We start from the raw sequence: 13444 nt of genomic DNA, 5'->3' as shown, positions 1-13444 counted from the left end.
ATGAGCGGAATGACTCTGGAACGCTCGCCCACCACGACGGGCGAGTCGGTCGACAACTACACCATCAACTTCGGACCCCAGCACCCGGCCGCGCACGGCGTGCTGCGCATGGTTATGGAGCTCGACGGCGAGGTGATCGAGCGGGTCGACCCGCACGTCGGCCTGCTCCACCGCGGCACCGAGAAGTTGATCGAGCACAAGACCTACCTCCAAGCGCTGCCATATTTCGATCGGCTGGATTACTGCTCGCCGCTGTGCATGGAGCACAGCTACGTGCTCGCGATCGAGAAGCTGCTGAACCTCGAAGTGCCGCTGCGCGCGCAGTATTTGCGCGTGCTGTTCGCCGAGCTGACGCGCATCTGCAACCACATGCTCAATCTCGGGTCGCACGTCATGGACGTCGGCGCGATGACGCCCAACCTGTGGCTGTTCGAGATCCGCGAGGATTGCCTCAACTTCTTCGAACGCGCTTCGGGCGCGCGCATGCACGCGGCATGGTTCCGCCCGGGTGGCGTCCACCAGGACGTGCCGCTCAAGCTGCTGACCGACATTGGCGACTGGCTCGACACGCGCCTGCCACAGCTGTTCGACGACGCCATGAGCTTGGTGGTCGACAACCGCATCTTCAAGCAGCGCAACGTCGACATCGCCGTGGTCAGCCGCGAGGACTCGATCGCCTGGGGCTTCTCCGGCCCGATGATCCGCGGCGCCGGCATTCCCTGGGACTTGCGCAAGAGCCAGCCCTACGACGTCTACGACCGCATGGATTTCGAGATCCCCGTCGGCACCAACTCGGATTGCTACGACCGCTTCATGGTCCGCGTCGAGGAAGTGCGCCAGTCGGCCCGTATCATGAAGCAGTGCCTGCGCGAGATGCCCGAAGGTCCGATTGCCTCGACCGACCGCAAGATCGTTCCGCCCAAGCGCGCCGAGATGAAGAGCTCGATGGAATCGCTGATCCATCACTTCAAGCTCTACACCGAGGGTTTTCACGTACCGGCGGGTGAAGTCTACGTGGCGACCGAAAGCCCGAAGGGGGAGTTCGGCGTCTACCTGGTCTCGGACGGCTCGAACAAGCCGTACCGCTGCAAGATCCGGCCGACCGCGTTCTCGCACCTCCAGGCGATGGATATGATGTGCAAGGGGCACATGCTGCCCGATGCCACCGCGATCCTGGGTGCGATCGACGTCGTCTTCGGGGAATGCGACCGGTAGAGTTTTCGAGTGCCGAGGCAGGCGGGGTGGGACCCCTTGCCTCGGGTGAGTGCGTAGCGGGGAATTGCGGGAGTACGTGAAGATGAAGGCGCAGATGTTCGACATGACGCGGATGTGGGGAATGGTTACCGGGCTGGTCCTGGCTATCGCGTACTTCGCTTCGCTCTACCTGGGCTTCAAGGCATCCGAGATGCTGCCAATGCTGGTGACGGCGATCGGCGGCTTCGAGATGTTCCTGTTCAGCCAGGACGTCTGGATCAAGCGGAAGCGCAAGCATGGCTGAACGTCTCGCGATCGCCGAACGGATGATCGCACACTACAATGCGCAGGATGCCGACGCCTACGTGGCGTTGATGACGGATGACGCTTGCGAGGCGAGCTATCGTGGTGCCGTCCTGCGCGACGGCCGCGAAGGCGTGCGCTCCGGCCTGAAAGCCATGTTCGCGGAGTTCCCGCAGAACCGGGCCGAGATAGTCAAGGGCTACGAGCTGGGCGAGTACGTGGTTCTGCATGAGACCGTCTCGCGTTCGGCCGGGGCCGAACCGTTCGAAGTGATGTCGATCTACAGTTTCGAGGGCGACAAGTGCTCTCGCGTGGAGTTTGTTCGCTAATGGCCGACCGCACCATCGCACCCGATACGCCCGAGCTACGGGCACGGTGGGGCAACTTCGCCTGGACCGAAAATTGGGCCGAGAAGGCGAGGGTGACGATCGCCCGCTATCCCGAAGGGCGTCAGCGCTCGGCGGTGATGGCACTGCTCGACTACGCGCAGCGCCAGGTCGGCGAAGAGACGCAGACGCAAGGCTGGCTGCCGATCCCGGTGATCGAGTTCGTCGCGCGTGAACTCGACATGCCGGTGATCCGCGTACTCGAAGTCGCGACGTTCTACTTCATGTACAATCTGGTGCCGGTCGGGCGCTATCACGTGCAGGTCTGCGGGACGACGCCGTGCATGCTGCGCGGGTCGGACGACATCATGTCCGCTTGCGAGAAGCGCGGCATGCACATTGGGCACACCACCAACAACGGGCTGTGGACGTTGACTGAGGTCGAGTGCATGGGCAACTGCGCCTCGGCGCCGATGGTCCAGATCAACGACGACAACTACGAAGACCTGACGCCCGAGCGGCTCGACGTCGTCCTCGACGCGCTTGCTCGCGGCGAGACGCCGAAGACGGGCACGCAGGATCCGGCTCGGCATACGGTGGAGCCAGCAGGCGCGCTGTCGTCGCTCACGGCGATGGTCGACGAAAACCACGATTATCGGGGTGAGTGGGCATGAGCCTCGCCGACAAGGATCGCATCTTCACCAACGTCTACGGCTACCAGTCGTGGAAGCTGAGCGCTGCGCAGGCCCGGGGTGATTGGGACAACACCAAGGACCTGATCGCGCGCGGGCGCGACGCCATCATCCAGGAGATGAAGGACTCAGGGCTCCGCGGGCGTGGCGGCGCGGGCTTCCCGACCGGCATGAAGTGGTCCTTCATGCCCAAGCAGCCGCCGCTCGACGCCGCCGGCAACCCGAAGCCCAGCTTCCTGGTGATCAACGCCGACGAGTCCGAGCCCGGTTCGTGCAAGGACCGCGAGATCATCCGCCACGACCCGCACAAGCTGGTCGAAGGCGCGCTGGTCGCCGGCTTCGCGATGGGGGCTCGCGCGGCCTACATCTACATCCGCGGCGAATATATTCGTGAGGCCGAAGTGCTGTTCGCTGCCGTGCAGGAGGCCTATGACGCTGGCCTGCTCGGCAAGAACGCCGCCGGTTCGGGCTACGATTTCGACGTGTTCGTCCATCGCGGCGCCGGCGCCTACATCTGCGGCGAAGAGACCGCGATGATCGAGAGCCTGGAAGGCAAGAAGGGCCAGCCGCGCCTCAAGCCGCCGTTCCCGGCCGGCGCTGGCCTCTACGGCTGCCCTACCACTGTCAACAACGTCGAGTCGATCGCGGTCGCGCCGACTATCCTGCGCCGCGGCGCGGCCTGGTTCTCCAGCTTCGGCGCCGAGAACAACCGCGGCACCAAGCTGTTCCAGATCAGCGGCCACGTGAACCGCCCCTGCGTCGTCGAAGAGGCGATGAGCATCCCGTTCAGCGAATTGATCGAGAAGCATTGCGGCGGCATCCGTGGTGGCAAGGACAATCTGCTGGCCGTGATCCCCGGCGGTTCGTCGGTTCCGCTGGTACCCGCTGCGCAGATCTGGGACGCGCCGATGGACTTCGACGGCCTCAAGGCCGTCGGATCGGGTCTCGGCACCGCAGCGGTCATTGTCATGGACAAGTCCACCGACATCGTGCGCGCTATCAGCCGGCTGTCGTACTTCTACAAGCACGAGTCCTGCGGCCAGTGCACGCCCTGCCGCGAAGGCACCGGCTGGATGTGGCGCGTCATGGAACGCCTGCGCACCGGTGAGGCGCACGTCGAGGAGATCGACATGCTCCAGCAGGTTACCAAGCAAGTCGAAGGCCACACGATCTGCGCCCTGGGCGACGCCGCCGCATGGCCGATCCAAGGCCTCATCCGCCACTTCCGCCCCGAAATCGAGCGCCGCATCGAAGAGCGGCTTGGCTCGCTGCAAGAGGCCGCCGAGTAATGCCCAAGGTCAAAGTCGACGGCGTCGAGATTGAAGTCCCGAACGGCGCCACCGTGCTCCAGGCGTGCGAGCTGGCCGGCAAGGAGATCCCGCGCTTCTGCTACCACGAGCGGCTGAGCATCGCCGGCAACTGCCGCATGTGCCTGGTCGAGGTGAAGCCCGGACCGCCCAAGCCGCAGGCCTCCTGCGCGCTGCCGGCCGCCGACAACCAGGAGATCCGCACCGACTCCGAAATGGTGAAGAAGGCGCGCGAGGGGGTCATGGAGTTCCTCCTGATCAACCACCCGCTCGATTGCCCGATCTGCGACCAGGGCGGTGAGTGCGATCTGCAGGATCAATCGGTCGCCTATGGTCGTGGCGGCTCGCGCTATCACGAGAACAAGCGCGCGGTGACCGACAAGTACATGGGCCCGCTAATCAAGACGCAGATGACGCGGTGCATCCACTGCACCCGCTGCGTGCGCTTCTCCGAGGAGGTCGCCGGCGTCGACGAGATCGGCGCGCTCTATCGCGGCGAGCAGATGCAGATCACGACCTATCTTGAGCATGCTGCCAAGCATGAACTATCGGCCAACGTGATCGACTTGTGCCCGGTCGGCGCGCTGACCAGCCGGCCTTACGCCTATGAGGCGCGTCCCTGGGAGCTGAAGAAGACGCTCGGCATCGACGTCTCGGACGCGACCGGCGCCAACATCCGCATCGACGCGCGTGGCCGCGAAGTCATGCGCGTGCTTCCCCGCATCAACGACGACGTCAACGAGGAATGGCTGAGCGACAAGGGCCGCTATCAGGTCGATGGCCTGACCAAGCGTCGTCTTGACCGCCCCTACTTACGCCGCGACGGCAAGCTGCAGCCGGTCAGCTGGAACGAGGCGTTCGCAGCCATCGCTTCGCTGAACCCGGGCAACAGCATCGCTGCGATCGCCGGCGATCTGGTCGACTGCGAGACCATGTTTGCCGCGAAGGCGCTGCTCGGCGCGCTCGGCTCGACCCAGCTCGAGGGCCGGCAGACGGGCATGGACTACGCCACCGACAGCCTGGCAGCGGTCAACTTCAACTCCACCTTCAACGGCATCGAGACAGCGGACGTCATCCTGATTGTCGGCTCGATGGTCCGCTGGGAAGCGCCGCTGGTGCATGTCCGCATCCGCAAGGCGGCCAAGCGCGGCGCCAAGGTGTTCCTGATCGGTCCGGAGTGGGACACCACCTGTGGCGGCGAGTTCCTCGGCAACGACCGCGCGTTGCTCGGCAATCTGCCGGGTCATGTCTCTGACGCTTTTGCCGCAGCCAAGCGTCCGGCGGTCATTGTCGGCGGGGCAGGGCTGGGCAGCGGCGGACTCGATGCCGCGCTGGCGCTTGCCGGCAGTCTCAACCTCGTTCGCGATCTGGAAGACGGCACGAAGTGGAACGGCTTTAACGTGCTGCACATGGCGGCCAGCCGCATGGGCGGTCTTATGCTCGGCTTCGCGCAGAAGGGTGGCATCGCCGACCTCGTGAATGCCAAGCCCAAGGTCGTGCTTTCGCTCGGCGCCGACGAGGTGGACTACACCAAGTTCGCCGGTTCGATGATCGTCTACATCGGCCACCATGGAGACAAGGGTGCGCATGCCGCCGACGTCATCCTGCCGGGCGCGGCCTACACCGAGAAGCCGGGCACTTACGTCAACACCGAGGGCCGCGTACAGTTCGCCGACAAGGCCGTCTTTGCGCCTGGTGACGCGCGTGAGGACTGGACGATCCTGCGCGCGCTGGCCGATGCCTTCGGCGTGTCGGTCGGCTTCGACAGCTTCGACGATCTGCGCATGGCGATGATTTCGCAGGTTCCGGCGCTTGGCATCGAGGGCTTGGCCGACTACGGAAGCGGCCTGCCGTCCGGCGGCGGTTCCGCAAGCGGCGCCATCGCCTATCCGATCCAGGATTTCTACATGACCAACCCGATCGCCCGCGCCAGCGCGGTGATGCAGCGCTGCTCGGCCGAACTGCTCCACGGTGAGGACCTGGCGGAGGCCGCCGAGTGACTGCGTTTTTCCAGAACCTGGGCATGTCCTACGAGTGGGCGTGGGCGATCGCGACGATCTGCGGCATCCTGCTGATCGCACTGCCGCTGATGCTCGGCGTGGCGATGATCATCTACGCCGACCGCAAGATCTGGGCGGCCATGGCGCTGCGTCGCGGCCCCAACGTGGTCGGCCCGTTCGGCTTGCTGCAGAGCTTCGCGGACGGCCTCAAGGTCTTCCTGCAGGAGACGATCGTCCCTTCGGCCGCGAACAAGGGCATCTTCCTGATTGCCCCGATCGTCACTTTCACCGTTGCGCTGCTCGCCTGGGCGGTGATCCCGTTCAACTCGGGCGCGGTGCTGGCCAACATCAACGTCGGCCTGCTCTACGTGCTCGCGATCAGCTCGCTGGGTGTCTACGGCACCGTCATGGCGGGTTGGGCGTCCAACTCGAAGTACCCGTTCTTTTCGGCCATGCGCGCCTCAGCGCAGATGATCAGCTACGAAGTCTCGATCGGCTTTATCCTCATCTGCGTGGTGCTGTGGGCGAACAGCTTCAACCTGAACGACATCGTACTAGCGCAGAAGGGTGCAGGCCTCGGCTTCGTGAACGGCTTCTGGTTCAACATCCTGCTGTTTCCCATGTGGGTCATGTTCCTGATCTCGGGTATGGCCGAGACCGGTCGCGCGCCGTTCGACCTGACCGAGGCGGAATCCGAGCTCGTCGCCGGGTTCCAGACCGAATACTCGTCGATGTCCTTCGCCCTCTACTGGCTCGGCGAATACGCCAACGTGCTGCTGATGTGCGCGCTCAACGCGACGCTGTTCTTCGGCGGGTGGCTGCCTCCGTTTGAGATCCCGTTCCTCTACTGGATTCCGGGCTTCGTCTGGCTGCTGCTCAAGATCCTGTTCTTCTTCTTCATCTTCTCCTGGGTGAAGGCGACCGTGCCCCGGTACCGCTATGACCAGCTGATGCGTTTGGGTTGGAAGGTCTTCCTGCCCGTCTCGCTCGGCTTCGTGGTGCTCGTCTCGGGCTGGCTCATGTTTACGAGGTATGGCGCATGAGTGTCGCCCAACTGGTCAAGTCCTTCACGCTCTGGGAGTTCTTGAAGGCACATGCCCTGACGCTGAAGTACTTCTTCAAGCCCAAGGCCACGATAAACTATCCGTTCGAGAAGAACCCACTCAGCCCGCGCTTCCGCGGCGAACATGCGTTGCGCCGTTATCCCAACGGGGAGGAGCGCTGCATCGCGTGCAAGCTGTGCGAGGCGGTCTGCCCGGCTCAGGCGATCACGATCGAGGCTGAGCCGCGCAACGACGGTTCGCGCCGCACCACGCGCTACGATATTGACATGACCAAGTGCATCTTCTGTGGCTTCTGCCAAGAAGCGTGCCCAGTCGACGCCATCGTCGAGGGTCCAAACCTCGAGTACTCGACCGAGACGCGCGAGGAACTGCTTTACGACAAGGCGAAGCTGCTGGCGAACGGGGACAAGTGGGAGCGGGCTCTGGCCGCGAACCTTGAAGCCGATGCGCCCTACCGCTAGGGGGCCGCGGCACTCATGATTCACGTTTTCGCCTTCTACCTCTTCGCGGTGCTGACGATCGCTTCGGGCGCCGTCACCATCCTGGCGCGCAACCCCGTGCACTCGGTGCTCTGGCTGATCCTGGCGTTCTTCAACGCTGCCGGCCTGATGGTGCTGGTCGGCGCCGAGTTTATCGCGATGCTGCTGGTCATCGTCTATGTCGGCGCGGTGGCGGTGCTGTTCCTGTTTGTCGTTATGATGCTCGACATCGACTTCGCCGAACTGCGCGCCGGGTTCGTGAAGAACTTCCCGCTCGGCATGCTGATCGCCGTCGTGCTGCTCGCCGAGATCGTGCTGGGCGTCGGCGCCTACAAGGCCGGTGCGATCCACTTGGGCACGCCGGACGGTGCGGCCGTGACGGCGCCTGGCGTCAGCAACATCGCTGCGATCGGCCAGCTGCTCTATGGGCGTTACCTGTTCCTGTTCGAGGCATCGGGCTTGGTCCTGCTGGTCGCCATGATCGGCGCGATCGTGCTGACCCATCGCCAGCGTAGCGACACCCGCGGTCAGAACATCGCCAAGCAGAACGCACGCCGTCCCGACGAGGCGACGATCAACATGAAGCCTGAGGTGGGTAAGGGGATGACGCTGTGATCGGCATCGAACACTACGTCGTCGTCAGCTCGATCCTGTTTGTGCTGGGCGTCCTGGGCATCTTCCTCAACCGCAAGAACATCATTGTCATCCTGATGGCAATCGAGTTGATCCTGCTGTCGGTGAACCTCAACCTGGTCGCGTTCAGCGCCTTCTTGCACGACCTTACCGGCCAGATCTTCGCGATGTTCGTGTTGACCGTGGCCGCTGGCGAAGCCGCTGTCGGCTTGGCGATCCTGGTCATCTATTTCCGCAGCCGCGGCACCATCGCGGTCGACGATGCCAATCGGATGAAGGGCTAAGACGTTGCACTCCATCCTCATCATCGTCTTCCTGCCGCTGCTGGCAGCGATCGTCGCCGGGCTGGGCAACAAGCAGCTGGGCGCGTTTCCGGCCAAGGTGATCACCACCGGTGCGCTGTTCGTCGCCTGTGCGCTGTCGTGGCCGATCTTCATCTCGTTCCTGAGCGGCAACGCCGAAGCCACTGTGATCCCGGTGCTCAAGTGGGTGCAATCGGGCTCGATGACCTTCGACTGGGCGCTGCGCGTCGATACGCTGACCGCGGTCATGCTGGTCGTCATCACCAGCGTGTCCGCGCTCGTGCACCTCTACTCATGGGGCTACATGGACGAGGAGCCGGACCAGCCGCGCTTCTTCGCGTACCTCTCGTTGTTCACCTTCGCCATGCTGATGCTGGTGACCGCCGACAACTTGGTGCAGATGTTCTTCGGCTGGGAAGGCGTGGGCCTCGCCTCGTACCTCCTGATCGGCTTCTGGTTCCGCAAGCCGTCCGCCTCCGCCGCCGCGATCAAGGCCTTCGTGGTCAACCGCGTGGGCGACCTGGGTTTCATGCTCGGCATTTTTGGCACCTACCTGGTATTCAATACCGTCTCGATCCCCGAGATCCTGCACGCGGCGCCGGCCATGGCCGGCTCGACCATCGGCTTTCTCGGCCACCGCTTCGACACGCTGACAGTGTTGTGCCTGCTGCTGTTCGTCGGCGCGATGGGCAAGTCCGCGCAGTTGGGCCTGCACACCTGGCTCCCCGACGCGATGGAAGGCCCGACCCCGGTCTCGGCGCTGATCCACGCCGCGACCATGGTCACTGCGGGCGTGTTCATGGTCTGCCGCCTGTCACCGATGTTTGCAGCAGCGCCGACCGCGCTCGGCTTCGTGACCTTCATCGGCGCCTCGACTTGCTTCTTCGCGGCGACGATCGGCTGCACCCAGTGGGACATCAAGCGGGTCATCGCCTATTCGACCTGCTCGCAGCTGGGCTACATGTTCTTCGCGGCCGGCGTCGGTGCTTTCGGCGCCTCGATGTTCCACTTGTTCACGCACGCCTTCTTCAAGGCGCTGCTGTTCCTCGGCGCCGGCTCGGTGATCCATGCGATGCACCATGAGCAGGACATGCGGTACTACGGCGGCCTGCGGAAGGAGATCCCGATCACCTTCTGGGCGATGACCGCGGGTACGCTGGCGATCACCGGCGTCGGCATCGCGGACGTGTTCGGCTTTGCGGGCTTCTACTCGAAGGATTCGATCCTTGAGGCCGCCTACGCCTCGAACACGCAAGTCGGTGGCTACGCCTTCTGGATGGGCATCATCGCGGCGCTGATGACGAGCTTCTACTCCTGGCGCCTGGTGTTCCTCACCTTCTTCGGCAAGCCGCGCTGGGCCGCGTCCGAGCACATCCAGCATGCGCTGCACGATGCGCACGGCCATGACCACGACGCGCACGATACGCATGGTCACGGCAGCGAGGCGGCGAATGCGCCGGCGCAAGAGGACTCGAACCAGGCCGATTATGGTTCGGCCTCGGATCATCACGTCCCGAGCCCGCACGAGAGCGAAGGCACTGGCGGCTACCACCCGCACGAGAGCCCGCTGGTCATGCTGATCCCGCTGATCGTGCTGTCGATCGGTGCGGTCTTCGCCGGCTTCGTTTTCCAGCACGCCTTCATCTCCGAAGGCACGGGCGAGTTCTGGAAGGGTAGCCTTGTCTTTGCAGAGCACACGCTCCACGCGATGCACGGGGTGCCGCTGTGGGTGAAATGGGCGCCGTTTACGGTCATGGCCATTGGCCTGCTGACCGCCTGGTACGGCTACCTCAAGAACACCCGCTTCCCGGCCGCGTTCGCCGAGCAGATCGGGCCGATCTACACCTTCGTCTATCGCAAGTGGATGTTTGACGAGCTGTACCACTACGTCTTCGTGGTGCCTGCGCTCTGGCTTGGCCGCGTGTTCTGGAAGGTCGGCGATGTCGGCATCATCGACCGGTTCGGTCCGAACGGTGCCGCCTGGGTCGTCGCCAAGGGCTCGCGCTACGCACAGAAGGTGCAGTCGGGTTATCTCTACAGCTACGCGCTGGTCATGCTGATCGGCCTCGTCGCCGCGATCACGTGGGTGATCAAGTGACTGGGGCAACGGGGAATATGATGGTCGTCTCGATGAGGGGGATGTGATGGGGGGCTTTCCGATCCTCTCCCTGATGCTGCTGGTGCCGCTGGTTGGCGCCATCGCCTGCCTCAAGCTGGAGGCGCAAGCCGCTCGTACGGTCGCGCTTATCGCCACGCTGATCGACTTCGTCCTAGGCGTGCTGCTCTGGGCCAATTTCGACATCGGCGGCGCGCAGTGGCAGTTCCAAGAGCGCCACGCGGTGTTCTCCAGCTTCTCCTATGCGCTGGGCATCGACGGCATCGCGCTGACCTTGATCATGCTGTCGGTGTTCCTGATGCCGGTCTGCATCGGTGCCAGCTGGACCTCGGTGAACAAGCGCGTCGGCGAGTACATGGCCGCGTTCCTGCTGATGGAAACGCTGATGATCGGCGTGTTCGCGGCGCAGGATCTCTACTTGTTCTATATCTTCTTCGAGGCCGGCCTGATCCCGATGTACCTGATCATCGGCATCTGGGGCGGGGACAACCGCATCTACGCCAGCTACAAGTTCTTCCTCTACACGCTGCTCGGCTCGGTGGTGATGCTGATCGCGATGCTGTGGATGGCCAACCAGGCCGGCACCACCGACATCCCGACACTGATGGCCTACGACTTCGATCCGCATGTCCAGACCTGGCTGTGGCTCGCCTTCTTCGCCAGCTTCGCGGTGAAGATGCCGATGTACCCGGTCCATACCTGGCTGCCAGACGCGCACGTCCAGGCGCCAACCGCGGGATCGATCATCCTCGCCGGCGTGTTGCTGAAGATGGGCGGCTATGGCTTCATCCGCTTCTCGCTGCCGATGTTCCCGGAGGCGAGCGCGCAGTTCGCGCCGCTGATCTTCGCGATGTCGATGCTGGCGGTGGTGCTCACCTCGCTGATCGCGCTGGTGCAGCATGACATGAAGAAGCTGATCGCCTACTCGTCCGTCGCGCACATGGCGATCGTGACGCTGGGCCTGTTCGCGTTCAACGTGCAGGGGCTGGAAGGCTCGATGCTGGTCATGCTCAGCCACGGCCTGGTCTCGGGCGCGCTGTTCCTGTGCGTCGGCGTCATCTACGATCGCCTGCACACGCGTGAGATCAGCCGCTACGGCGGTCTCGCCATCAACATGCCGCGTTATGCGCTGTTCTTCCTGCTGTTCACGATGGGCTCGATAGGCCTGCCGGGCACCTCGGGCTTCGTGGGTGAGTTCCTGAGCTTGGGCGGCGTCTACCAGGTCTCGACCTGGGTCGCGCTGGTCGGCACCACCGGCATCATCCTGGGCGCTGCCTACATGTTGTACCTCTACCGCCGCGTGATCTTCGGAGAGCAGAAGAACGCCGACGCCGCGGCCATGCCGGACCTGACCTTGCGCGAATACCTGATGATGATCCCGCTGGGCCTCGCGGTGCTGTGGATGGGCGTCTACCCCGAGAGCTTCATCGCGCCGATGCGCCAGGACATTGCTGCGCTCGACGCGCGTCTTGCCCGGGCCAAGCCGGCCTACGATGGCAAGCTGATGATCGGAAAGGGCCAGCCAACCCACGAAGCCGCGGCCGAGGGAGGGCAGCACTGATGGACTTCGCCCACTCGCTGCGCCTGATCGCGCCTGAAGAGACGCTCAGCGTCGCCAGCCTCGTCCTGCTGCTGATCGCCGCCTGGAGCGGAGACAAGGCCGCGCGCCTGCTCTCGATCCTCGCCGTGGCCGTGCTGGTCGGCTGCATGGCGCTGGTCACCCCGGCGCTGGTGCATGGCCTGTCCGGGCCCGACGTGACCGCATTCGGCGGCCAGTACCGCGCTGATGCCTTTGCCGCGTTCGCCAAGCTGCTGATCTACGGTTCGTCCGCTGCCGCGCTGATCATTGCGCCGGCCTTCTTCGACCGCCTCGGCCAGATGCGCGCCGAGTACCCGGTGCTGATCCTGCTCGCCGCGCTCGGCATGGGCATGATGGCCTCGGCGGGCGACTTGCTGACGCTCTACATCGGCCTGGAGCTCAACTCGCTGGCGTCCTACGTCCTGGCTGCGTTCCTCCGCAACGACGGACGCTCGGCGGAGTCCGGCCTCAAGTACTTCGTGCTGGGCGCGCTGGCTTCGGGCATCCTGCTGTTCGGCGTCAGCCTGGTATACGGCTTCACCGGCACGACCTCGTTCGTCGGCATCAGCTCGGCGCTGTCGGGCGCGCTAGGCGCCGGCGTGGTGTTCGGCATCGTCTTCGTGCTGGCGGGCCTCGCCTTCAAGATCGCGGCCGTGCCGTTCCACATGTGGACGCCCGATGTCTACGAAGGTGCGCCGACGCCTGTGACCACGTTCTTCGCCACTGCGTCCAAGGCGTCGGCCTTGGCGCTGCTGATGCGCGTCTCGCTCGAGGCTTTCGGATCGCAAGCCGATGCCTGGCGCCAGATCGTCATTTTCGCCGCGATCGCCTCGATCGTGGTGGGAGCGCTGGGCGCCATCGGACAGACCAACATCAAGCGTCTGATGGCGTATTCCTCGATCAACAACGTCGGCTTTGTGCTGATCGGCCTCGCCATCGCGACGCCCCAGGGCGCGGCGGCGATGCTGACCTACCTGGTGATCTACATCGCCATGTCGCTGGGCGGCTTCGTTGCGATCCTGATGTTGCGCGACGCAGAGGACCGCCCGGTCGAAGCCATCGCCGATTTATCGGGCCTGTCGCGCACACGGCCATACCTGGCGCTGGCGCTGGCGATGATCATGTTCAGCCTCGCCGGCATACCGCCGCTGTTCGGCTTCTGGGGCAAGTTCGTGGTGTTCCAGGCCGCAGTGCAGGCCGGCTACGTCGCGCTCGCCGCGATCGGTATCGCCGCCTCGGTCATTGGCGCGTTTTACTACATCAAGATCGTCAAGATCATGTACTTCGACGAGCCGGCGGACATCGTGCGAGGAGAAAGCGACTTGGCGCACAAGATCCTGCTCCTGATCTGCGCGGTGTTCATGTCGCCGCTGGGCTACTTGGTCACCAAGCAGCTCGACGGCCTGGCGCAGACCGCTGCATCCGTGCTCTTCCTCGCCGCCTAGAGCA

At 64.2% G+C, this 13444-nt stretch carries 13 protein-coding genes; all 13 read left to right on the top strand.

Going from position 1 to position 13444, the window contains the following annotated elements; genetic code table 11:
- The 13 genes from GV044_RS07275 to nuoN all read left to right on the top strand — a co-directional run bounded on the left by GV044_RS07275 (position 1) and on the right by nuoN (position 13440).
- The gene (locus GV044_RS07275; protein ID WP_371741579.1) at positions 1–1215 is read left to right on the top strand and encodes an NADH-quinone oxidoreductase subunit D; all 1215 of its coding nucleotides are present in this window, start codon (positions 1–3) and stop codon (positions 1213–1215) included.
- A gap of 82 nt (positions 1216–1297) precedes the next feature.
- Entirely contained in the window at positions 1298–1498 is a 201-nt protein-coding gene (locus tag GV044_RS07270) for a hypothetical protein (protein ID WP_159867458.1), read from the top strand.
- On the top strand, positions 1491–1826 hold the full coding sequence (locus tag GV044_RS07265; protein WP_159867455.1) for a nuclear transport factor 2 family protein: 336 nt from the start codon (positions 1491–1493) through the stop codon (positions 1824–1826). The genes GV044_RS07270 and GV044_RS07265 overlap by 8 nt, the downstream gene beginning before the upstream one ends.
- Positions 1826–2497 carry an NADH-quinone oxidoreductase subunit NuoE gene (gene nuoE / locus GV044_RS07260; protein ID WP_159867452.1) on the top strand — a complete coding sequence of 224 codons (672 nt, stop codon included), beginning with the start codon at positions 1826–1828 and terminating at the stop codon, positions 2495–2497. The genes GV044_RS07265 and nuoE overlap by 1 nt, the downstream gene beginning before the upstream one ends.
- The gene (nuoF, locus tag GV044_RS07255) at positions 2494–3804 is read left to right on the top strand and encodes an NADH-quinone oxidoreductase subunit NuoF (protein WP_159867449.1); all 1311 of its coding nucleotides are present in this window, start codon (positions 2494–2496) and stop codon (positions 3802–3804) included. Before nuoE ends, nuoF begins: the two co-directional genes overlap by 4 nt.
- Positions 3804–5822 carry an NADH-quinone oxidoreductase subunit NuoG gene (gene nuoG / locus GV044_RS07250; protein ID WP_159867445.1) on the top strand — a complete coding sequence of 673 codons (2019 nt, stop codon included), beginning with the start codon at positions 3804–3806 and terminating at the stop codon, positions 5820–5822. Before nuoF ends, nuoG begins: the two co-directional genes overlap by 1 nt.
- Entirely contained in the window at positions 5819–6865 is a 1047-nt protein-coding gene (gene nuoH / locus GV044_RS07245) for an NADH-quinone oxidoreductase subunit NuoH (RefSeq protein WP_159867442.1), read from the top strand. The genes nuoG and nuoH overlap by 4 nt, the downstream gene beginning before the upstream one ends.
- Positions 6862–7347, top strand: a complete 486-nt coding sequence (gene nuoI, locus GV044_RS07240; protein WP_159867439.1) for an NADH-quinone oxidoreductase subunit NuoI — start codon at positions 6862–6864, stop codon at positions 7345–7347. Before nuoH ends, nuoI begins: the two co-directional genes overlap by 4 nt.
- Before the next feature lie 15 nt (positions 7348–7362).
- Positions 7363–7980 (top strand): NADH-quinone oxidoreductase subunit J, encoded by a 618-nt coding sequence (locus tag GV044_RS07235; RefSeq protein ID WP_159867436.1) that lies wholly within the window; start codon positions 7363–7365, stop codon positions 7978–7980.
- Positions 7977–8282, top strand: coding sequence for an NADH-quinone oxidoreductase subunit NuoK (nuoK, locus tag GV044_RS07230; RefSeq protein ID WP_159867433.1), 306 nt, complete (start codon positions 7977–7979; stop codon positions 8280–8282). Before GV044_RS07235 ends, nuoK begins: the two co-directional genes overlap by 4 nt.
- 4 nt (positions 8283–8286) lie before the next feature.
- On the top strand, positions 8287–10398 hold the full coding sequence (gene nuoL, locus GV044_RS07225; RefSeq protein WP_159867430.1) for an NADH-quinone oxidoreductase subunit L: 2112 nt from the start codon (positions 8287–8289) through the stop codon (positions 10396–10398).
- Between the two features lie 46 nt (positions 10399–10444).
- Positions 10445–11977 (top strand): NADH-quinone oxidoreductase subunit M, encoded by a 1533-nt coding sequence (locus GV044_RS07220; RefSeq protein WP_159867427.1) that lies wholly within the window; start codon positions 10445–10447, stop codon positions 11975–11977.
- Positions 11977–13440, top strand: coding sequence for an NADH-quinone oxidoreductase subunit NuoN (gene nuoN / locus GV044_RS07215; protein WP_159867424.1), 1464 nt, complete (start codon positions 11977–11979; stop codon positions 13438–13440). Before GV044_RS07220 ends, nuoN begins: the two co-directional genes overlap by 1 nt.
- The last annotated feature ends 4 nt before the right edge of the window (positions 13441–13444 follow it).

It is taken from the genome of Novosphingobium sp. 9U, from assembly GCF_902506425.1.
Lineage (GTDB): Bacteria > Pseudomonadota > Alphaproteobacteria > Sphingomonadales > Sphingomonadaceae > Novosphingobium.
Note: the sequence above shows the minus strand (reverse complement) of the source record. Positions and strands in the feature narration are given on the sequence as shown.

Coding starts and splice junctions, on each gene's coding strand:
- GV044_RS07235 (WP_159867436.1), top strand. CDS start 7,363: ATGATTCACGTTTTCGCCTTCTACCTCTTCGCGGTGCTGACGATCGCT.
- nuoF (WP_159867449.1), top strand. CDS start 2,494: ATGAGCCTCGCCGACAAGGATCGCATCTTCACCAACGTCTACGGCTAC.
- nuoI (WP_159867439.1), top strand. CDS start 6,862: ATGAGTGTCGCCCAACTGGTCAAGTCCTTCACGCTCTGGGAGTTCTTG.
- GV044_RS07270 (WP_159867458.1), top strand. CDS start 1,298: ATGAAGGCGCAGATGTTCGACATGACGCGGATGTGGGGAATGGTTACC.
- nuoG (WP_159867445.1), top strand. CDS start 3,804: ATGCCCAAGGTCAAAGTCGACGGCGTCGAGATTGAAGTCCCGAACGGC.
- GV044_RS07265 (WP_159867455.1), top strand. CDS start 1,491: ATGGCTGAACGTCTCGCGATCGCCGAACGGATGATCGCACACTACAAT.
- nuoN (WP_159867424.1), top strand. CDS start 11,977: ATGGACTTCGCCCACTCGCTGCGCCTGATCGCGCCTGAAGAGACGCTC.
- nuoE (WP_159867452.1), top strand. CDS start 1,826: ATGGCCGACCGCACCATCGCACCCGATACGCCCGAGCTACGGGCACGG.
- GV044_RS07220 (WP_159867427.1), top strand. CDS start 10,445: ATGGGGGGCTTTCCGATCCTCTCCCTGATGCTGCTGGTGCCGCTGGTT.
- GV044_RS07275 (WP_371741579.1), top strand. CDS start 1: ATGAGCGGAATGACTCTGGAACGCTCGCCCACCACGACGGGCGAGTCG.